Raw genomic sequence first — 20,177 nt, forward strand, 5'->3', positions numbered from 1 at the left:
GTCGCGGCCGGAGGGGGCGTGGCTTCGGCGGCGGCGGCGCGAGCGGCCATCTGCTGGGCCTGGAACCGGGCGGCGAGCTTTTCGGTCAGTTCCTTGGCTTGCGGCGCGCTCATCTGGGCCATAATGGCGGCCAGGGTGCGCGGACGCATGGCGGCGGCGACCGGCAGGCGCACCCGGTCCTCCAACGCGGCCATAACCGGGGCGGCCTCCTTGGGACGCATGGCGGAATAGACCTGAACCAGACGATCGATCTCGGCCTTCTCGCGCTCGTCGACTTGGCCGAGCATCTGCTTCATCTCGGCCTTCAAGGCTTCCAGCGCCTTGACCTTGGCGTCCAGCTTCTGCTCGGCGGCGACCATCAGCGGCAGGGTGGTGGCGAAGTCTTGATCACGTGCGTCCAGCGCCGCGCGGCGCTGCGACAACGACTGGATGATCTTCAGCTCGGCCGGCGAAATCCCGGCCTGCTGGGCCAGTTGTTCGGGAGACAAGGCGGAACAGGTGCCGGGCAAGGCCGGCTTGGGGGGCGCGCCGGCCGCAGCGGGAACCGCCTCCTCGGCCCAGGCCTTGGCCCCGTCGAACAGGCCAGGCGCGACGCCGACGGCGCGCACGGCGACGACCCCGCCGATGGCGATGGCGATCAGGGGCAGGATGCGAGGAAGGCGGGCCATGAAATGGGGTTCCGAACTCAGGCGGCGAACAGGTCGTCGTCGAGATTACGACGCGCGGCGTTGAGGCTTTGTTTGGCGGAATGGTTAGCGGAGCGTCCGGCCGTCAGGGCCTGAACAATGGCGGCGACATTGTCGCGCCCGGCGGGGGCGACGGCTTCGTTGCGACGGTTCGAAGCGGGACTGGCCAGTCCCTGGATGCGTTGCGCCAGGGCGGCCATACGCTCGGCCCGCTCCTCGTCTTCGGTCGCGGCCGGGGTCGGAGCGAGGGCGACCGGGGGCGCGCGGCGGACGGGCTCTTCCTCGACGATCCGCACCGGCGCCATGGCCGGCGCGCGGGCGATTAGGGTTTCCAGCTGCGCCTTGACCTCACGCGCCTTGATAATCCGGTCGTGCAGCAGATCCGTTTCCTGGCCCGAGGCCCGAAGGGTGGCCAGGGCGTTTTCGGCGCGCCCCGCAGCGGCGTTCAGTTCGGTGACGGCCTGGGCGAAGGCCAGCTGTCCGGCGCGCAGGGCGGCCAGCTTGCGTTCCAGCTTGATGCCGTAACCGACCGCCGCGATCAGCAGCACCATCAGCACGCCGTCCATGATCATTCCGGCCATCAGACGTTCACTCCCAGGCGGGCGGCGACTTCCGGATTGACCGGCCCTTCGACGCGTATGGCGATGTGCTGTCCCTTGCGACCCATGCGGCCGGTGGTCAGCGGAATGGAGCCGGCGCGGATCGAAACCTCGGAATCCGGCGTGGCGTTCAGCATCATCGTGTCGCCGACCTTGAGGTTCAGCACGCTGGACAGGGGCATCTGCTGTTCGTCCAGGACCGCGCGGACTTCGGTCTCGGTCGTCCAGATCTCGGTGGCCAAGTGGCCTTCCCAAATGTTGTCGCGGCCGAACTTCTCGCCCATGAACTGCTGCAGCAGCATCTTGCGGATCGGCTCCAGCGTCGCATAGGGCAGCAGCAGCTCGATACGGCCGCCGCGATCCTCCATGTCGATCCGCAGCTTGATCAGGATGGCGGCGTTGGCGGGACGCGCGATGGCGGCGAAGCGCGGATTGGTCTCCAGCCGGTCCAGGTTGAAGTGAACCGGGGTCAGGGGCTCGAACGCCTGGCGCGCGTCGTTCAGCACGACCTCGACCATCCGCTGCACCAGCACACGCTCGATGGTGGTATAGGGCCGGCCTTCGATGCGCAGCGCCGCCGTGCCGCGACGACCGCCCAACAGCACGTCGACGATCGAATAGATCAGGTTGGAATCGACCGTCAGCAGGCCGTAGTTGTCCAGCTCTTCGGCGCGAAACACCGCCAGGATGGCCGGCAGCGGGATTGAGTTCAGATAGTCGCCGAACCGGATCGACGAAATATTGTCCAGGCTGACTTCGACGTTGTCGGAGGTGAAGTTGCGAAGGCTGGTCGTCATCAACCGCACCAGGCGGTCGAACACGATCTCCAGCATCGGCAGACGCTCGTAGCTGACGAGCGCGGAGTTGATGATGGCCCGGATGCCCGAGCGTTCGGAACCGTCGTCGTCGCCCAGGTCGAAGCCCAGCAGGCTGTCGATCTCATCCTGGTTCAGGACGCGTTCGGACAGGGCGTCGCCAGGATCGCCCAGACCGCCGAACGGATCGAGTTGCGCCGCGTCGGTCATGCCTATTGCACCAGCATTTCTTCGATCAACACGGCGTCGACCTTGCCCGGAGCGGCGATCAGATTGACGCGGCGCAGAATCTCGGCGCGCAGCTGATAGGTGCCGGCCGAGCCGCTGAGGTCCTCAGGGCGCAGTTCGCGCATGAAGCTGGTGAACATGTCCTGCAGACGTGGCATTTCCTCCTGAAGATGGCTCGCGACCTCGGCGTCCTGCATCTCCAGCGTCAGCTTCAACTTCATATTGGCCGGACGCGGGCCGTCCGACTGAATGTTCATCACCATGTCGGGCAGGGTGTAGAAGGTGACGCCGTCCGGCCCTTCAGAAATGACGCCCAGCGCGGGATCGGCCTCGCCTTCCTTGCCGCCGCCGCCGTGACCGCCGCCTTCCTTCTTCTCTTCCTTGCCCTCGGCCTTCTTGTCGGCCTTCTCTTCTCCGTGGCCGGCTTCGGCTTCGGCGCCGTGCGCTTCGGCGGGCTTGGGCTTCAGCATGAAGAAGGCCGCCGCTCCCCCGCCGCCCAGCACCAGCAACGCGACCGGCGCAATGATGAATAGCAGCGGGATTTTCTTCTTCTTGGGCGCGGCGGCATCACCGTCGGCGGCCTCGTCTTCGGTCACGGCCGGCAGGTTGGCGTCGGCGTCGGCCGCAGGCGCACCCTTCTTCTTGCCGAACTTGAACATGCGCGCGCCCCGGAGACTTTCTCATGATGAGGATCGTCCGGTTTGGTTAACGCGACGTTTACAATGGGCAGGATTTGCCGGGTTGGAAGCGACCCGATCCCGCTCAAACCCGCATTCCGCCTGAATTAACCCTGTTGGCACGGCCGTTGCGAGAGGCTGAGGCGAAGGAGCACGCCTCTCGTGGAAAACGCCGCCTATATCGGACTGTCACGCCAGATGACGCTGCGTCGCGAGCTGGACATCGTGGCCAACAACGTCGCCAACGCCAACACCACCGGCTTCAAGGTCGAGCAGCTGATGCTCGGAACCGAGATCGGTCAGCGAGCGCGCAACGACTCGATCCGCCCGTCGGCCAGCTTCGTGCTGGACAATGGCGTCGGTCGCGACTTCGGCCAGGGCTCCATGCAGCAAACCGGCCGCTCGCTGGACTTCGCCATTTCCGGCGAGGGCGCCTTCTTTACCGTGCGTGATGGCGCCAACGGCGAGGCCTACACCCGCGACGGCGCCTTTACCCTGGATCCGGAAGGTCGTTTGACCACCAAACAGGGTCAGGCCGTCCTTGGCGGAGGCGCGGAGATCGTGCTGGACCCCGCGCTTGGCGCGCCCAGCGTCGGGGCCGACGGCACCATCACCCAGAACGGACAGGTCACTGGCCGGCTGTCGGTCGTGCGTTTCGATACGCTGGGCGTGCTCGAAAAGGGCGGCGACAGCCTCTACCGCAATAAGTCCAACGCCCAGCCGATCGAGGCCGCCGACGCCCAGGTTCATCAGGGCTCGCTGGAGTCTTCCAACGTCAATCCGTTGATCGAAATCACCAATCTCGTCGAGATCAGCCGCGCCTACGAGAGCATTTCCAAGCTGATCGAAAACACCACAGACCTGAGCCGTCGCGCCGTCGAGCGCCTCGGCAAGGCCGCTTAAGGGAGAGCCGGAACATGCGCGCTCTGAGAACCGCAGCCTCGGGCATGGCCGCCCAGCAGCTGAACGTGGAGGTCATCTCCAACAACATCGCCAACATGAACACGGTGGGCTTCAAGAAGCAGCGCGCCGAGTTTCAGGACTTGCTCTATCAGAACGTCGAACGCATGGGGGCCCAGTCCTCGGCCTCCGGAACCGTGGTCCCGACCGGCATCCAGATCGGCGCAGGCGTTAAGGCCGGGGCCGTCTATCGGATCACCGAACAGGGCACGCCCCAGGCGACCGGCAACCCGTACGACATGGCCATCGACGGCAAGGGCTATTTCCAGATCAGCCTGCCTTCTGGCGAAAAGGCCTACACCCGCGCCGGCAATCTGCAGGTCAATCCAGAAGGCCAGATGGTGACCGACGACGGCTATCTGCTGGAACCGGCGATCACCATCCCGCAGGACGCGACCAAGGTATCGATCTCCAAGACCGGTCTGGTTCAAGTGACCCAGGCCGGACAGCCCGCCCCGACCACGGTCGGGCAGATCGAACTGGCCAGCTTCTTCAACGAAGCCGGTCTGGAAGCCATCGGCGACAACCTGCTGCTGGAAACCGCCGCATCCGGGCCGGCGATCGTCGGGACGCCCGGCGACGCGGGCTACGGCCAGATCATGCAGTCCTACACCGAGGCGTCGAACGTGGACGCGGTAGCAGAGATCAGCGCCCTGATCGTGGCGCAGCGCGCCTATGAGATGAACTCCAAGGTCATCAGCACCGCCGACCAGATGCTGTCCGTCGCCTCGCAAGTGAAGGGCTAGGGCCATGACCATGATCAGTTCCCTGCTGCTCGCCGCCGCCATCAGCGCCTTCGCCGGCGCTGCCCTCGCCAACCCGGTCGTGCTGCGCGCCAACCCCGTGGACGACGACGGTCGCGTCACCCTGGGCGACATCTTCGAGGGCGCGGGCGCCGCAGCCAATGTCGCCGTCGCCGAACGCGTCGGCCCCTCGGTCGTGCTGGACGCCGGTCAGCTTCAGGCCCAGGCGCGTCAGGCGGGCCTTGACTGGAGCAATCCCAACGGCCTGCGCCGCGTCGCCGTGCGCCGTTCGGCCGGACCCGTTCAGACCGTGGCCGAGGCCGCGCCGACGGACGCCGTCCAGGCTGCCCAACCTATCGCCCGCGCCGCCTATCGTCCCGGTGCCGCGCCGCAGGTCATCGCCCGCAACGATATGGTGCGCGTCACCTATCAGGTCGGCGGCGTGAACCTGGCCGTCATGGGCAAGGCCATGCGCAGCGCCGGTCTGGGCGAACCAGTGGCCATCATGAACACCACCTCCAACCGCGTCATCGATGCGGTCGCCTCCGGTCCCGGCCAGGCCATCGCCGGCCCCGGCGCCGACATGGCCCGCGCCAATCCCCAACAGTTCGCTGCCCGCTAGGGAATCCAAGTCATGCGTAAAGCCGTCCTGATCCTCGCCGCCCTCGCCCCGCTCGCCGCCTGCTCGACCGTCGCCGAAACGGTGCGCGGTCCGGAACTGGCCCCCATCGGCTATCCGGCCGCCCTGATCCCGGCGCAGCAAGCCTATTTGCCTGCGCGCGAGACCGCGCCAGCCAGCGCCAACAGCCTGTGGCGCACGGGCGCCCGCACCTTCTTCGGCGACCAGCGCGCGCGCCATATTGGCGACATCCTGACGGTCAAGATCGACATCGACGATCGCGCCCAGACCCAGAACTCGACCCAGCGCTCGCGCTCCAACGAGATCAATGCCGGCGTCAGCAATCTGTTCGGCCTGGAAAGCAGCCTGGGCCGCGCCTTCCCCGGCGGCTTCGATCCGTCGAAGATGGTTGGCATGGAAGGCGATCTTAAATCGTCGGGCAACGGTTCGGTCACCCGCGCCGAGAAGGTGTCGCTGACCATCGCGGCCGTCGTTACCGACGTCCTGGCCAACGGCAATCTGGTGATCCAGGGTCGGCAGGAAGTGCGCACCAACCGCGAGGTCCGCGAACTGACCGTCGCCGGCATCGTCCGCCCCGAGGACATCTCATCGGCCAACGCCATTAACCACACCCAGATCGCCGAGGCGCGCATCTCCTACGGCGGTCGTGGCGACGTCAGCCGCGTCCAGGCCCCGCCTGTCGGACAGGCGCTGGCGGAACGCTTCAGCCCGTTCTGACGCGAGCTGACCCCGCTGCGTGAACTGCTGAGGGATAACCGCGTTCAGAGTGAATGCGGTCGTCTGATCTCTTGCGGTTCCAGCCGCGCCTGACGACATTGAAGACGACGCGGCGCTGCGCGTCCTCGGCGGGGGCTGACACATGATGCTGATACTCTCCGCCCTGATGGCGGCCGCGATACAGACTGCGCCCGCCGCAGGCTGGACCTGGAGCCTGTACGAGGGCGAGGGACCGATGGTGCTGGCCAATGACATCCCCGACACCGCCAGCCTGCGCGCGACGCTGCAATGCCTGCCGGGTTCGGGCGCGGTCTCGGTCGCGGTCTATGGCGAGGATGCGTCCGCCGGATTTGCGCGCATCACCTCGGGCGGGTCGACGGCCACCAGCGAGGCCCGCGTCGGGCGTGGCGGCAAGCTGGAGACGGCGATCCCCGTCGACCACCCCGCCTTTTCCGCCTTCGTCGCGAACGGCCGGATGACGATCACCGTCGGCGACGACACCAGCACGATCACCGTCGAACGTCCGCACATGGCCAAGCTGCGTCGCTTCGCCGATCGCTGCGCCGGCTGAGGAACTTACGCATGCGTCTTCGCTTGATATCAGCCTTGATCGCCGGCTCGGCGCTCGCCGCTTGCGCGACCCAGGCTCCGATGCCCGCCGCCGGCTCTGCGGCGACTGCATCGGCGCCGGCGCCCACGCCCGGTTACGACTGGTTCCTGAACACCGATGGGCAGGAGGCCATGCTGGCCTACGGCGTCGCCAATAGCGACGAAGTCAAACTTCGGCTCGCCTGCCAGGTGGGGTCGAGCGCGCTGGAATTGACGGCCTCCAGCGACAAGCCGGGCCGCGAAATCTACTTGGAATCCGGCGGAGACACCGAGCGCTATCGCGCCGCATCTGAGCCTGCTGCCGTGCATGACGGCGAACTGCTGACGGCTCAGGCCAAGACCAAGGATCCGGTCTTCCAACGCTTCCGCCGTCTGGGCTGGATCGCCGCCTGGGCTGACGACGAACGTCACGTCTACGCCGCCCATCCCGCCGCAAAGGTGCAAATCGAGCGGTTCTTCACCGTCTGCGGTTGACGCATCGGCTCTGCTCGGCTTGCGTGCCGCTCCTGACAGGAGGGGCGTCATGAAGATTTCTTATCTGGCGATTGCGGCCATGCTTGCGGCCGGGTCGCCGATCATGGCCGTCGCGCAAACGCCGCCCGCCGCCGTCGCAACCGCGCCGGCAGACGCCGCGCTGAACGCCGTCATCGCCGACTACGAGACCTATCTGAAGTCGGTCGATCCGATCTCGGCCGGCGGAGAGGGCGATGTCGAGGCGATGGGCCGGGTGCCTGATCTGTCGCGTGAGTTTGAACTGGCCCAGCGCGCGCCGCTGGAAGGGTTCGTGCGACGGCTGACGGCCATCAACCCGGCAAGTCTTTCCCACGCCGGCGGCATCAACCACGCCTTCCTGCTCTATACGCTTAACCGCAGCCTGGAAGGGTTGGACTACGACACCAGCCGCCTGGCGTTCGACTCCGAAGGCGGCCCTGGAACCTGGGCGCTCTATGTCGGCGGCAGCACGCGACTGAACTCGGTCGCGGAGGCCGAGGCCTACATCAAGCGTGTCCGGGGCTTCGGCCAAATCTACGCCCAGACGACCGCCAACGCCCGACGCGGCCTGGACACCGGCCTGGTCCAGGCCCGGTCCGTGACAGAAAGCGCCCTGACGCTGGCGCGAAACGATGTGGCGATCAAGTCGGACGCCGAGCCGCTGCTGAAGCCCCTGTCGACCCTGCCCTCGACAGTGTCTCAAGCGGATAAGGATCGCCTGACGGCAGAGGCGACGGCGGCGGTTTCGGAAACGATCCTTCCGGCGCGCCGGGCTTGGCTGGCCTTCCTCGAAAGCGACTACCTGCCCAAGGCGCCGGTCCAGCCGGGCATCGGTAACCGGCCCGGCGGCAAGGAACTGTACGCCTATCTGGTGCGCGGCCACACCACGACCGACCTGACGCCGGACCAGATCCACCAGATCGGCTTGGACGAGGTCGCGCGCATCCGCGCCCGTATGGATGTGGAGATGAAGGCGTCGGGCTGGACCGGCGACTTCGCCGGCTTCCTGAACTTCCTGCGCACCGATCCTCAGTTCTATGCGACCAGCCGCGAGGCCCTGTTGCAGCAGGCGTCGGAGATGGCGAAGCGTGCGGATGGCGGCCTGCCGCCCCTGTTCGCCACCCTGCCCCGCCTGACCTACGACGTGCAGCCCGTGCCGCCGCAGATCGAGGAAAACTACACCACCGGCCGCTACAGCGGCGGGTCGATGCAGAACGGCGTCGCCGCCCATTACATCGTCAACACGTCCAAGCTGGATCAGCGTCCGCTGTACGAACTGCCCGCCCTGACCCTGCATGAGGCCGTGCCAGGCCACCACCTCCAGATCGCCTTGCAGCAGGAGGCGCCTGGCCAACCCTATTTCCGCCGCCAGGCCAACGTCAGCGCCTATACCGAGGGCTGGGGCCTGTATGCCGAATATCTGGGCGAGGAGATGGGCTTCTACCGCACGCCCTACGAACGGTTCGGCCGCCTGTCCTATGAGATGTGGCGCGCCTGCCGACTGGTCGCGGACACCGGCCTGCACTGGATGGGCTGGACCGAGGAACAGGCCCGCGCCTGTTTCCGCGACAACTCGGCGCTCGCGCCGCACAATATCGAGACCGAACTTCAACGCTACATCGGCTGGCCCGGTCAGGCCACGGCCTACAAGATCGGTGAAATCCGCCTGCGCGAGATCCGGGCGCGGGCCGAGCGGGAGTTGGGGCCGAAGTTCAACATCCGCACCTTCCACGACGCCCTTCTGGTCGAGGGCCCGCTGCCGCTGGCGCTGTTGGACCAGCGGATGGACGCCTGGATCGCGGAGCAGAAGGCGAAATAGGCTGTGCGGCCTACGCCCAGTCCGGCTCCGGCAAACCCTTCGACCGCAGGAATTCCGGGTTGAACAGCTTGGACGCATAGCGCGAGCCGGGATCACACAGGCAGGTGACGATGGTCTTGCCGGGGCCAAGCTCGCGCGCCAGCCGCACCGCGCCGGCGATATTCACCCCCGCCGATCCGCCCAGCGATAAGCCTTCGTGCTTCACCAGGTCGAACAGGATCGGCAGGAACTCCGCGTCTTCGATCCGATAGGCGTAATCGGGCCTGAAGCCCTCCAGGTTGCCGGTGATGCGGGCCACGCCGATCCCCTCGGTGATCGACGATCCCTCTCCCGTCATCTCGCCCTTGGTGAACCAGTTGAACATGGCCGCGCCCGCTGGATCGGCCAGGGCGATGGTCACATCCGGCTTCTGCTCGCGCAGATAGGCGCCGACGCCGGCGATGGTCCCGCCCGAGCCGACGGCCGAGACCAAGGCGTCGACCTGACCGTTTGTCTGCGTCCAGATTTCGGGGCCGGTCGTGTTGTAATGCGCCTCGCGGTTGGCGGTGTTGTCGAACTGATTGGCCCAGATGGCGCCGGCCTCTTCGCTGTCGTTCATCTCGGCGGCCAGACGCCCGGAATAGTGGACGAAGTGGTTCGGGCTGGAAAAGGGCGCGGCGTCTACCTCGACCAGGCGGGCGCCCAGAGAACGGATGGCGGACTTCTTCTCTTCCGACTGGGTGCGCGGAATGACGATGACGACCGGATGCCCCAAGGCGGCCCCGACCAAGGCCAGGCCGATGCCGGTGTTGCCGGCGGTGCCCTCGACGATCGTCCCGCCGGGTTTCAGCACGCCGGACGCCCGCGCGCCCCGCACGATCGACAGGGCCGCGCGATCCTTGATCGAGCCGCCGGGATTCAGAAACTCGGCCTTGCCCAGGATTTCGCAGCCCGTCGCGTCGGACAGGCGGTTCAGGCGCACCAGCGGCGTATTGCCGATCAGGTCGATGACGGATGGCGTAGCGGACAAGGTCAGGCTTTCAGGCGAAGGTCGAAACAGGGCGGATCAGGCGGCGGCCTGGCGTGGCCCTAAGTGGATGCCGCACTCGACCTTGTCCATGCCCGACCAACGTCCGGCGCGGGCGTCTTCGCCGTCCTGGACCGCGCGGGTGCAGGGCCAGCATCCGATGGAGGCATAGCCCTGCTCGACCAGCGGATGGCGCGGCAGATCGTTCTCCTCCAGCCAGGCCTCCACGTCGTCGGCGTCCCAGTTGGCCAGGGGATTGATCCGCAGCACTCCGTCCAACACCTCGAACGGCTTCAGCTTTGCCCGCGTGGCGGATTGGTAGCGTTTCCGCCCGGTGATCAGAGCATTGAACCCCGCCGTCGCCCGCGCCAGCGGCCGCACTTTTCGCAGGTCGCAGCAGGCGTCCGCGTCTGTCTTCCACAGGTCATCGCGCGCATCCAACGTCGCCTTTTCGCCCGCATCCGGCGTGACCAGCCGCACATCAGTCAGACCCAGCGCCTTGGTCAGTTGCGTGCGATAGGACAGGGTCTGGAGGAAATGCTGGCCCGTCTCCAAAAACACCACCGGCACGGTCTTGTCCTCGCCGGCGATGATGTCCAGCAGGGCGGCGGATTCGGCGCCGAAGGACGAGATGGCGCCGACCCGCAGGCCCAGCGCCGGATCCAGCGCCGCCTTCAGGATTTCGGACGCGTCCTTGCCCGCCGTCTCGCGATTCAGCTGTTCGGCGAGCGCGCCCAGATCGCGGTCGTTGGACGCCGCCCGCCGCCGCTGCCAGATCGTCGGCGCGGGATCGACGGCGGGCTGGTAGGCGCCGCTGAACGCCCGGTCCATCCGGTCCCAGGCCGCCTTGTCCGCGCCCTCGGTCAGTTCCACCGCGTCGAAGCCCGAGCGCCGAAGGTGTCGCGCCTGATCCGGCAGGACCTTGCCCGCCGCGATCAGCCGCCCGGCGTAACCGCGCTCTCGCAGCACCGCCGCCAGCGAGAAGCCGCGTCCGTCGCGGAAGGCGTCGAACTCCAGCACCAGCGTGTCTTCGCTCGCGGCGGCGGCCTCGACCTCCTCCAGTGGGGTCGTCACCGACAGGCGCAGCCCGTTCTGTATGCCCTCAAGCCGTTGCATCGAGCGTCTCATAAATGGCGTCGCGGAAGGGATCGGGTCCGACACGGCGCACCGTGTCGATGAACCGCTCGCCCTCGGCGCGGATTTTCAGGTAGCGATCCAGGGTCCGCTGGATCGCGGGCGCGACCTCATCGGCCGGCAGGCTCTTGCCGACGATATCGCCCAGCGCCGCCTGTTCGTCGGGGGAGCCGCCGACGGTGATCTGATAGTATTCCTCGCCCTTGCGATCGACGCCCAGGACGCCGATGTGGCCGACGTGGTGGTGGCCGCAGGCGTTGATGCACCCGCTCATGTTGATCCGGACGGGCCCCAGTTTCTCCTGATAGTCGAGATCGGCCAGCCGCTTCGACAGGGCCTGGGCCACCGGGATCGATCGGGCGTTGGCGAGGCTGCAATAGTCCAGGCCCGGGCAGGCGATCACGTCGGTCGCCAGATCGGCGTTGGCCGTCGCCAGCCCCGCCTCTCGCAGCGCTCGCCACAGAGTCGGCACGTCGTCCAGCTTCACATGGGGCAGGACCAGATTCTGCTCATAGGCGGCGCGCAGTTCGTCGAACGAATAACGCTCGGCCAGATCCGCCACCGCGTCCATCTGGTCCGCCGTGATGTCGCCCGGCACGCCGCCGACGGGCTTCAGCGACACCACCACCGAGGCGTAGCCAGACTGGCGATGACGGCGGACGTTGGTGCGGGCGAACCGGGCGAAGTCGGGATCGGCCAGCAGGGCGCGGTCGAATGGGGCGCTGGTCTTGGGCAGGGCCTCGAACAACGGCGAGGCGAAATAGGCCTGAATGCGCGCGGCCTCGTCCTCGGGGATGCGCAGGTCCTCGTGGCGCAAAGTGGCGTAATGCTTGTCCACCTCCTCGCGGAAGGCCTCGATGCCCAGCGAGGCGACCATGATCTTGATCCGCGCCTTGTGGATGTTGTCACGCCGACCCAGCAGGTTCCAAGCCCGTAGAATGGCGGTCAGATAGGCCAGCAGGTCCGCCGCCGGGACCGCCGAAGCAATCTCCTGACCGATATGGGGCAAACGTCCCTGTCCGCCGCCGACGAAGACGCGGAAGGCCATTCCGCCGTCATCGCCCTTCACGATCTGCAGGCCGACATCGTGGGTGCGGATGGCCGCCCGGTCCTTCTCCGCGCCGATCACCGCGATCTTGAATTTGCGCGGCAGGAAGCTGAACTCCGGGTGGATGGTCGACCACTGGCGGATGATCTCGCACCAAGGGCGCGGATCCTCGATCTCGTCGTCGGCGGCGCCGGCGAAGACGTCTGTCGTGGTGTTGCGGATGCAGTTGCCGCTGGTCTGGATGGCGTGCATCTCGACATCGGCGAGGTCGCTGAGGATCGCCGGCAGGTCGGTCAGGGCCGGCCAGTTGTACTGGATGTTGCAGCGGGTGGTGAAGTGACCGTAGCCCTTGTCATAGGTCCGCGCGATATGGGCCAGCCGGCGCATCTGACGACTGCTCATCACCCCATAGGGAATGGCGACGCGCAGCATATAGGCGTGCAGTTGCAGATAGACGCCGTTCATCAGCCGCAGCGGCTTGAACTCGTCTTCGGTCAGGGCGCCGGATGCGCGCCGCGCCACCTGGTCTGAGAATTCCTCAACCCGCTCACGCACCAAGGCGTGGTCGAACTCGTCATAGCGATACATCAGCCCACGCCTCCGACGACGCTGTGACCGACGGTCGGCCCGGCCGAGCGGATGCGCTCTTTGAGTCGGTCGCGGCCTGACGGCGTGCGGTCCTGAACGTCGAACAGATAGGGATTCACGAAGACGTCCGGCCGCCCGGCGACATCAGCCAGCACGACCTCGGCCGCCGTCTCGTCCAGCATCGAAGCCTGGTCGATGTGCTCGACCGGCTGGTTGTCGATGCCTGCATAGATGACGCGACCGTCCGACAGGCGGTTTGCGGTCACGATCTTCACGCCGCGACCTCCGTCCGCGTCTCGACCGACGCCGAGAAGGCCGCCGTCTCGCCGACGAACAACAGGGCCGGGCCGGTCAGGTCGGCGCCGCGCACCAGGGCGCCCAGCCCGTCCAGACGCCCGGTCAGAACCCGCTCGTCCGGGCGGCTGCCGTTCTCGACAATGGCGACGGGCGTCGAGGGCGAGCGACCCGCCGCAATCAGGCGCGCAGCCGTCTCCTCGGCTCGGTCCGTGCCCATATAGATGGCCAGGGTGTGGTTCGTTCCGGCCAGCCGCGTCCAGTCGGCCTCGACGCCGGCCGACTTGGCCTGGGCCGTCACGAAGGTGACGGCCTGGGCGTGATCGCGATGGGTCAGGGGAATGCCCGCCGAGGCCGCGCAGGCCAGGGCCGCCGTCACACCCGGCACGACAAAGACCGGGACCCCGGCCGCCCGCATGGCGTCCAGTTCCTCGCCGCCGCGCCCGAAGACGAAGGGGTCGCCGCCCTTTAGGCGCACGACGCGGTGGCCGGCGCGAGCCTCCGCAATCATCAGGGCCTCGATCTTATCCTGCGGCACCGAATGTTCACCGCGCGCCTTGCCGACATAAAGCCGCTTGGCGTCGCGCCGCGCCCGCTCCAGCACCGGCTCGGGCACCAGACGGTCGTGGATGATGACGTCGGCGTCCTGCAACACCCGCAGCGCCTTCAGGGTCAGCAGTTCCGGGTCGCCCGGCCCTGCGCCGACGATATAGACCACGCCCGTCTCCGGCGCGGCGACGTTCAGCAGGCGCAGCATCTCGCGCCGCGCCTCGGCCGTCCGACCTTCCGCCGCCAGCGTCACGGCCGGACCCCGGAAGGCCTTCTCCCAGAAGCGACGGCGCGCCATGAAGTCCGGCACGCTGGCCTTGACCGTATCGCGCAACTCGCGCGCCAGCCGCGCCACATTCGCCAGTCCGGCGGGCAGCACGCCCTCAATGGCCGTGCGGATATCCCGCGCCAGAATGGGCGCCGATCCGCCGGTCGCCACGCCGATCACGACCTCGTCGCGGTCGATCAGGGCAGGGGTCTGGAAATCGCTCAGATGCGGCTTGTCCACCACATTGACCTGAGCCCCCGCCGCCCGTGCGAGATGGCCCAGCCGCACGAGTTCATCCGCGTCGTCCAGCGCCATGAACACCAGCCGTGCGCCGGCCAGTTCGTCAGCCTCTGGCGCACGCAGCACCGGTTCCGGCGCCGTCAATGGCGTCTCGATCTTGGGGGGCGCGCCGTCTGGCGCGAACCACACCACCTCGGCGGGCGTGTTCAGAAACAGTCGCAGCTTGGCCAGCGCCGGCTCGCCGCCGCCGATGATCACGATCTTTGCGGCCTCCAGCGGAATGGAGGCGAGGAATACACGCATCGTCTTGCTTTCAGGGCCGTCGGGAGAGGAAACAGGGACGACGGCAGGGCGCGAACCTTCGTCTTCCCCGCCCAGAGCCGCAAACCAGATTGCCTTTGTCTCGCTGATAGGATTTCTATCCGCGATGGCCCGTCCCCTGCTCCCGCTCAACGCCCTGCGCGCCTTCGAGGCCGCCGCGCGGCATCTGAACTTCTCGCGCGCCGCCGACGAACTGTCAGTGACGCCGGGCGCGGTCAGCCAGCAAATCCGCCTCTTGGAAGACATCGTCGGCGGGCCGCTGTTCGTGCGCGAGGCGCGGGGCCTGCAACTGACCGATCTGGGCCGTTCCTCCGTGCCGCTGCTGCGCGAGGGGTTCGAGCGGCTGATGGACGCCTCGGCCCTGTTGCGCGAACCCCCGCGTCGCAAACAAGTGTCGATCAGCGTCGCGCCCGGTTTCGCCTCCAAATGGCTGATGCCACGCATGGACGACTTTCACACCGCCCATCCCGAGATCGAACTGTGGATCTCGGCAGACATGGAGCCGGCGGACCTGAGCGAGGGCAAGGTCGATCTGGCGGTGCGCTACGGTCCCGGCGACTATCCCGGCCTTACGGTTGATCGGCTGATGACCGAGACGGTTCTGCCTGTCTGCGCCCCATCGCTGATGGATGGCGAAAAGCCGATCCGCAAACCGGCCGACCTGATCGGACACACCCTGTTGCACGACATGTCCAACGATGGCGATCCCAGCCGCCCGGACTGGGCCATGTGGTTGAAGGCGCGGGGCATCCGTCACCCCGACCCGCGTCGAGGCTCGCGTTTCAACCAGTCGGGTCTGTTGATCGAGGCCGCCATATCGGGGCGCGGCGTGGCCCTGGCCAAACGCACCCTGGCCCAGGCGGACCTGGCGTCAGGGCGACTGGTCGCGCCCTTCCCTGACGGGTCCGAGGCGGTCGGCTTCGCCTACTACGTCGTCCAGCCCCGCGACCGGCCGCCCTCGCCCAGCGCGACGGCTTTTGTCGGCTGGCTGAAGAAACAGGCCGTGGATCACGACAATACGATGGGTCAGTTGTAGGGTTCGTTGCACCGCAGATTGGCGGCGCAGGAAAAGGACATCCGCCATGGCTGACGACAAGGCCCCTCGCCTCGCGGTCCTGATCGATGCGGAGAACGCTTCCGCCCGCATCGCAGAGGCGCTCTTCAGCGAAATCGCCACCTTGGGCGAGGCCTCGGCGCGGCGCATATACGGCGACTTCGCCAGCCCGCAGATCGCCGGCTGGACGCGGGTCTTGGCTCGTTTCGCCATCCAGCCGCAGCAGAACTTCGCCAACACCAAGGGCAAGAACTCGGGCGACATCGCCTTGGTCATCGATGCGATGGACCTGCTGCATTCGGGGCGGTTCGACGGCTTCTGCCTGGTGTCTTCCGACGCCGATTTCACCCGACTGGCGGCGCGCATCCGCGAGGAAGGCGTCGACGTCTACGGGTTCGGCGAGCAGAAGACGCCCGAAAGCTTCCGTCAGGCCTGCACCCGGTTCATCTATACAGAGAACCTGATCGCGCCGGTTCCGGTCGACGCCGGCGCCAAGTCGCCCGTCGCTGAAGCGCTGGCGACCAAGCGCAAGCCGTCCGAGGCCGCGCGCCTGATCGCGGCCATCATCGCCGACATGGACGAGGACGGCGACGGATGGGTCGCGGTGGGCGGTATCGGCAATCGGCTGCGCAACGCCCATCCCGACTTCGATCAGCGCACCTATGGCTACGCCAAGCTGTCAGACCTGATCCGCGCGACCGGCCGGTTCGAGGTCGAGACCGGCGAACGCGGCGCGATGCGAATTCGCGACCGCGCCTGACGCGTTTACGCGCGGACGGCTTGGCTCGCGGAAACGCCGAGGGCCTGAAGCGCGGCGGCGGTGATGTGTTCGGCGTTCAGGCCGGCCTGGGCGTACATCGCCATGGGCGCATCCTGGTCCTGGAAGACGTCGGGCAGGTTCAGGGTGCGGATCTTGAGCCCGCCGTCCAGCGCGCCCTTTTCGGCCAGCAGTTGCAGCACGAAGGCGCCGAAGCCGCCCATGGCGCCTTCTTCGACCGTGATCAGGGCCTCGTGCTCGCGCGCCAGACGCAGGATCAGATCGGCGTCCAGCGGCTTTGCGAAGCGGGCGTCGGCGACGGTGGCCGACACGCCCTTGGCGGCCAGCATGTCCGCCGCCTTCAGCGATTCCTGCAGGCGGGTGCCCAGGCTAAGGATGGCGACCGAAGTCCCCTCTCGCACGATCCGGCCCTTGCCGATCTCAAGCGGCGCAGCGAGTTCGGGGATCTCCACGCCCACGCCGTCGCCGCGCGGATAGCGGAAGGCGCTGGGCCGGTCGTCGATGGCCAGGGACGTCGAGATCATCGCCGCCAGTTCGGCCTCATCGGCGGCGGCCATCAGCACCATGCCGGGCAGGGCGCCCATGAAGCCGATGTCGAACGATCCCGCGTGCGTGGCGCCGTCCGATCCCACCAGACCTGCCCGGTCCATGGCGAAACGCACCGGCAACGACTGGATCGCCACGTCGTGGACCACCTGGTCGTAGCCGCGCTGAAGGAAGGTCGAATAGATGGCGCAGACTGGCTTCATGCCGTCCGCCGCGAGACCGGCCGCGAAGGTCACCGCGTGCTGTTCGGCGATGCCGACGTCATAAGTCCGCTCGGGGAAGGCTTGGCCGAACAGGTCCAGACCCGTTCCCGACGGCATGGCCGCCGTGATCGCCACGATCGACGGGTCGACCTTGGCGTGTTTGATCAGCTCGGTTCCGAACACCTTGGTGTAGCTGGGCGCGTTGGAGATGGCCTTGGCCTGCTTGCCCGAGACCACGTCGAACTTGACGACCGCATGGAGTTTGTCGGCGCTGCTTTCGGCGGGAGCGTAGCCCTTGCCCTTCTGCGTCACGACGTGGACCAGCACCGGGCGGTCTTCGATGGCGGCCGCCTTCTTCAGGATCGGCACCAGATTGTCCATGTCGTGGCCGTCGATCGGACCGACATAATAGAAGCCCAACTCCTCGAAGAAGGTGCCGCCGGTGACCATGCCGCGGGCGTATTCCTCGGCCTTCTTGGCCGCCTTGCGGAAGGGGCGCGGCAGGTGCTGGGCCACCGTCTTGCCCAGGCGGCGGACGTTCTGATAGGCGCCGCCCGACACCAGGCCGGCCAGATAGGCGCTCATCCCGCCAACCGGCGGCGCGATCGACATGTCGTTGTCGTTCAGGATGACCATCAGCTGGCCGCTGGTCGCCTCGGCGGCGTTGTTCATCGCCTCATAGGCCATGCCGGCCGACATGGAGCCGTCGCCGATGACGGCCACCACGCGGTTCTTCTCGCCCTTCTGGTCGCGCGCGGCGGCGAAGCCCAGGGCGGCGCTGATCGAGGTCGAGGCGTGGGCGGCGCCGAACGGATCGTATTCGCTCTCGCTGCGCTTGGTGAAGCCCGACAGGCCGCCGCCTTGGCGCAGGGTGCGGATGCGGTCGCGCCGTCCGGTCAGGATCTTGTGCGGATAGCACTGATGCCCGACGTCCCAGATCAGGATGTCCTTGGGCGTCTCGAACACATGGTGCAGCGCCGTGGTCAGTTCGACCACGCCCAGTCCCGCGCCGAGATGGCCGCCGGTCACGGATACGGCGTCGATCGTTTCGGCCCGCACCTCCTGCGCCAGTTGTTTCAACTGGGCGATATCGAAGTCCCGCGTGTCGGCGGGCGTCTTGACGGTGTCGAGTAGCGGGGTGTCGGGCATCAGCCGTAAAACCTTGGAAAGTCTGGTCGATCAACCCGCAGGTCGTTTCAACGTTTCGTATCAGGACCGGCGCTTTAGCACAAAGTCCACGCTGGCCCTGAGGATTTCGGCCTCGTCGCCGAACGGCTCCAGATGCGAACGGGCTTGGTTTGCGAGATGCGCGACCCTTTGCCGCGCCGCTTCCAGACCCAGCAGGGTGACGAAGTTGGTCTTGCCCAGCGCTGCGTCCTTGCCCCCGGCCGCCTTGCCCATTTCCTCGGCCGAGCCTTCGGCATCCAGCAGGTCGTCGACGATCTGATAGGCCAAGCCGACGTCGTGGGCGAAGCTGATCAGGGCATGGCGGTGCTGGGCAGAGGCGTCGGCGATGATCAGCGGGATTTCGAAGGCGTAGGCGAATAGGGCGCCGGTCTTCAGGCGCTGCATCCGCGCCACGCCGCCCAGGTCGTCGCGCACGCCCAGCAGATCGATCATCTGACCGCCCGCCATGCCGCGCGCGCCGGACGCCAGCGACAGCCGCGCCGCCAGTTCGCAACGCACGGCCGCATCCTCATGGGTGTCCTCATGCAGGATGATGTCGAAAGCGGCCGTCTGCAGCGCATCACCGGCCAGCACCGCCGTCGCCTCATCATAGGCCCGGTGAACGGTCGGCCGGCCCCGGCGCACGTCGTCGTCGTCCATGCACGGCAGGTCGTCGTGAACCAAGCTGTAGGCGTGAACGCATTCCAGGGCGCAGGCGGCGCGGAGCACCGACCGCTCATCGATATCGAAAAGGCGTGCGGCCTCTAGCGCGAAGAACGGCCGCAAGCGCTTGCCGGGGCCCAGCGCCGCATAGCGCATCGCCTCGGTCAGGCGGGATTCCGGGCCCTCGGCGCGCGGCAGCAGTTCATCCAACGCGACCGTGACCAGATCGGCGACCTCAGCCACGCGATCGATCACCGCCTGTTCCGGCGAGTTCGCGGCGATGACCCGGTTCACGAGAACCGGCTCCAGACCAGGCTCGAAGACGACATAGGGATCATTCGAACGACGCCGCCTCGACGCCCTTGGCCTGACCGTCCGGGCCGACCACGATCTTTTCCACACGCAGTTGAGCCGCCTTCAGGCGCGCCTCGCAATGCGCCTTCAGCTTGGCGCCCTCTTCATAAAGCGCGATCGATTCCTCCAGCGGCGCCTGGCCGGATTCCAGGCGAGACACGATGGTCTCAAGGCGCTTCAGGGCGTCTTCGAAGCTGAGATCGGCGGGGATGGCGGCGGCGGTATCGGTCATGGCGCGAACCCTAGAGGCGAGCGCGGGGCGCATCAACGTCAGAAGCGGCTATCGCTTCTCGTAGCGACGCTGCGACCAATATTTGAAGCCCTGGTTCTGAACCAGCTTCCAGCCGTCGGCCTTCAGCGCGCGCCCGACCATATGGTTGAAATAGCCATGGGCGAAGACCAGCACGTCCTGACCGCTCTCGGCTCGCGCGATCAACTTTTGCGCCGCCTGATCGGCGCGCGCCTCGGCCTGGGCGCGGGTTTCCTGGCCGCCGTGGTGATCGAAAGCGTGCCACCAGAAGCGCGACACCACGCCCCACCATTTGGGCGACAGCTTGATCCATTCTGGAATCGGCGGCGGCGGCAGGGGCGCCTCGATGAACATGACGTCGGCCATGACCTCGCGCCCCGCAGCGACAGCAGCGGCGGTTTCCTGGGCGCGCTGACGGGTCGAGGCGTAGATAGCCCCAGCCCCTTGGGCCGCCGCAACCAGTTCGGGCGGCGGCGTCTGACCGGCCAGCAGGCCGCCGATCTCATACTTCGCCCACCAGTCGCCGTACTGGCGGGCAGAGATCAGACATTTGCGCGACAGGGCCGGCTCGCCGTGACGCGTCAGGATGATGGCGCCGGGACGGACAGCGACAAGCGCGCCGACGGATGGCGCGGCGTCAGGCGGGGACACGGACGGTTCGGTCGAATCGAGGGACAGGGCGGGGGCTGACATGACAAACGGACGGGCCTTTGGTTTCAAGGCGTTAGG

General features: G+C 67.2%; 22 protein-coding genes. 9 read left to right on the forward strand and 13 right to left on the reverse strand.

Annotated elements, in window-relative coordinates; all coding sequences use genetic code 11:
- From B3T77_RS09035 to B3T77_RS09050, 4 genes are all read right to left on the reverse strand, one after another.
- The coding region (locus B3T77_RS09035) for a MotE family protein (RefSeq protein ID WP_292078953.1) at positions 1-668 on the reverse strand (668 nt) is incomplete at its 3' end.
- Between the two features lie 17 nt (positions 669-685).
- Positions 686-1,267, reverse strand: coding sequence for a DUF6468 domain-containing protein (locus B3T77_RS09040; protein WP_292078955.1), 582 nt, complete (start codon positions 1,265-1,267; stop codon positions 686-688).
- Positions 1,267-2,310, reverse strand: a complete 1,044-nt coding sequence (gene fliM / locus B3T77_RS09045) for a flagellar motor switch protein FliM (protein WP_017504455.1) — start codon at positions 2,308-2,310, stop codon at positions 1,267-1,269. Before fliM ends, B3T77_RS09040 begins: the two co-directional genes overlap by 1 nt.
- Before the next feature lie 2 nt (positions 2,311-2,312).
- Positions 2,313-2,987: a flagellar basal body-associated FliL family protein gene (locus tag B3T77_RS09050; protein ID WP_292078956.1), complete on the reverse strand. Its 675-nt coding sequence runs from the start codon at positions 2,985-2,987 to the stop codon at positions 2,313-2,315.
- Positions 2,988-3,167: 180 nt separating this feature from the next.
- Here B3T77_RS09050 and flgF point away from each other — a divergent pair, with 180 nt between their 5' ends.
- The 7 genes from flgF to B3T77_RS09085 all read left to right on the forward strand — a co-directional run bounded on the left by flgF (position 3,168) and on the right by B3T77_RS09085 (position 8,985).
- A complete protein-coding gene (gene flgF / locus B3T77_RS09055) occupies positions 3,168-3,908 on the forward strand; it encodes a flagellar basal-body rod protein FlgF (protein WP_055754136.1) in 741 nt (246 codons plus the stop codon).
- Between the two features lie 14 nt (positions 3,909-3,922).
- Complete coding sequence (gene flgG / locus B3T77_RS09060; RefSeq protein WP_055754135.1) at positions 3,923-4,711, forward strand: flagellar basal-body rod protein FlgG; 789 nt, start codon at positions 3,923-3,925, stop codon at positions 4,709-4,711.
- Between the two features lie 4 nt (positions 4,712-4,715).
- Positions 4,716-5,330 carry a flagella basal body P-ring formation protein FlgA gene (locus tag B3T77_RS09065; RefSeq protein WP_292078959.1) on the forward strand — a complete coding sequence of 205 codons (615 nt, stop codon included), beginning with the start codon at positions 4,716-4,718 and terminating at the stop codon, positions 5,328-5,330.
- 12 nt (positions 5,331-5,342) lie between these two features.
- A complete protein-coding gene (gene flgH / locus B3T77_RS09070) occupies positions 5,343-6,065 on the forward strand; it encodes a flagellar basal body L-ring protein FlgH (RefSeq protein WP_055803887.1) in 723 nt (240 codons plus the stop codon).
- Positions 6,066-6,207: 142 nt separating this feature from the next.
- Positions 6,208-6,636 carry a hypothetical protein gene (locus B3T77_RS09075; RefSeq protein WP_292078960.1) on the forward strand — a complete coding sequence of 143 codons (429 nt, stop codon included), beginning with the start codon at positions 6,208-6,210 and terminating at the stop codon, positions 6,634-6,636.
- Positions 6,637-6,647: 11 nt separating this feature from the next.
- Positions 6,648-7,148 (forward strand): hypothetical protein, encoded by a 501-nt coding sequence (locus tag B3T77_RS09080; RefSeq protein ID WP_292078961.1) that lies wholly within the window; start codon positions 6,648-6,650, stop codon positions 7,146-7,148.
- A gap of 49 nt (positions 7,149-7,197) precedes the next feature.
- Complete coding sequence (locus B3T77_RS09085; RefSeq protein ID WP_292078962.1) at positions 7,198-8,985, forward strand: DUF885 domain-containing protein; 1,788 nt, start codon at positions 7,198-7,200, stop codon at positions 8,983-8,985.
- A 10-nt stretch (positions 8,986-8,995) separates the two neighbouring features.
- Here B3T77_RS09085 and B3T77_RS09090 read toward each other — a convergent pair whose 3' ends face one another.
- Genes B3T77_RS09090 through cysG form a run of 5 tightly spaced genes read right to left on the reverse strand, consistent with a single transcriptional unit; the run spans position 8,996 to position 14,415 of the window.
- Positions 8,996-9,994: a cysteine synthase A gene (locus B3T77_RS09090; RefSeq protein WP_292078963.1), complete on the reverse strand. Its 999-nt coding sequence runs from the start codon at positions 9,992-9,994 to the stop codon at positions 8,996-8,998.
- A gap of 36 nt (positions 9,995-10,030) precedes the next feature.
- A complete protein-coding gene (locus tag B3T77_RS09095; RefSeq protein ID WP_292078964.1) occupies positions 10,031-11,107 on the reverse strand; it encodes a phosphoadenylyl-sulfate reductase in 1,077 nt (358 codons plus the stop codon).
- Complete coding sequence (locus tag B3T77_RS09100; protein WP_292078965.1) at positions 11,094-12,761, reverse strand: nitrite/sulfite reductase; 1,668 nt, start codon at positions 12,759-12,761, stop codon at positions 11,094-11,096. The genes B3T77_RS09095 and B3T77_RS09100 overlap by 14 nt, the downstream gene beginning before the upstream one ends.
- Positions 12,761-13,036, reverse strand: a complete 276-nt coding sequence (locus tag B3T77_RS09105; protein ID WP_292078966.1) for a DUF2849 domain-containing protein — start codon at positions 13,034-13,036, stop codon at positions 12,761-12,763. The genes B3T77_RS09100 and B3T77_RS09105 overlap by 1 nt, the downstream gene beginning before the upstream one ends.
- A complete protein-coding gene (gene cysG / locus B3T77_RS09110; RefSeq protein ID WP_292078967.1) occupies positions 13,033-14,415 on the reverse strand; it encodes a siroheme synthase CysG in 1,383 nt (460 codons plus the stop codon). The genes B3T77_RS09105 and cysG overlap by 4 nt, the downstream gene beginning before the upstream one ends.
- A gap of 124 nt (positions 14,416-14,539) precedes the next feature.
- Here cysG and gcvA point away from each other — a divergent pair, with 124 nt between their 5' ends.
- Both gcvA and B3T77_RS09120 read left to right on the forward strand, forming a co-directional pair.
- A complete protein-coding gene (gene gcvA / locus B3T77_RS09115; RefSeq protein ID WP_066626336.1) occupies positions 14,540-15,469 on the forward strand; it encodes a transcriptional regulator GcvA in 930 nt (309 codons plus the stop codon).
- A 46-nt stretch (positions 15,470-15,515) separates the two neighbouring features.
- On the forward strand, positions 15,516-16,247 hold the full coding sequence (locus B3T77_RS09120; protein WP_292078968.1) for an NYN domain-containing protein: 732 nt from the start codon (positions 15,516-15,518) through the stop codon (positions 16,245-16,247).
- Positions 16,248-16,252: 5 nt separating this feature from the next.
- On the opposite strand, the gene dxs is transcribed toward B3T77_RS09120, so the two are convergent.
- The 4 genes from dxs to B3T77_RS09140 form a co-directional block, all read right to left on the reverse strand.
- Positions 16,253-18,166, reverse strand: coding sequence for a 1-deoxy-D-xylulose-5-phosphate synthase (gene dxs, locus B3T77_RS09125; protein ID WP_156146763.1), 1,914 nt, complete (start codon positions 18,164-18,166; stop codon positions 16,253-16,255).
- Between the two features lie 57 nt (positions 18,167-18,223).
- The gene (locus B3T77_RS09130; RefSeq protein WP_038293630.1) at positions 18,224-19,099 is read right to left on the reverse strand and encodes a polyprenyl synthetase family protein; all 876 of its coding nucleotides are present in this window, start codon (positions 19,097-19,099) and stop codon (positions 18,224-18,226) included.
- Positions 19,100-19,178: 79 nt separating this feature from the next.
- The gene (locus tag B3T77_RS09135) at positions 19,179-19,430 is read right to left on the reverse strand and encodes an exodeoxyribonuclease VII small subunit (protein WP_017504472.1); all 252 of its coding nucleotides are present in this window, start codon (positions 19,428-19,430) and stop codon (positions 19,179-19,181) included.
- A gap of 48 nt (positions 19,431-19,478) precedes the next feature.
- Entirely contained in the window at positions 19,479-20,141 is a 663-nt protein-coding gene (locus tag B3T77_RS09140; RefSeq protein ID WP_052247765.1) for a histidine phosphatase family protein, read from the reverse strand.
- Positions 20,142-20,177 lie beyond the last annotated feature (36 nt).

Source organism: Brevundimonas sp. UBA7838 (genome assembly GCF_002500885.1).
Lineage (GTDB): Bacteria > Pseudomonadota > Alphaproteobacteria > Caulobacterales > Caulobacteraceae > Brevundimonas > Brevundimonas vesicularis_C.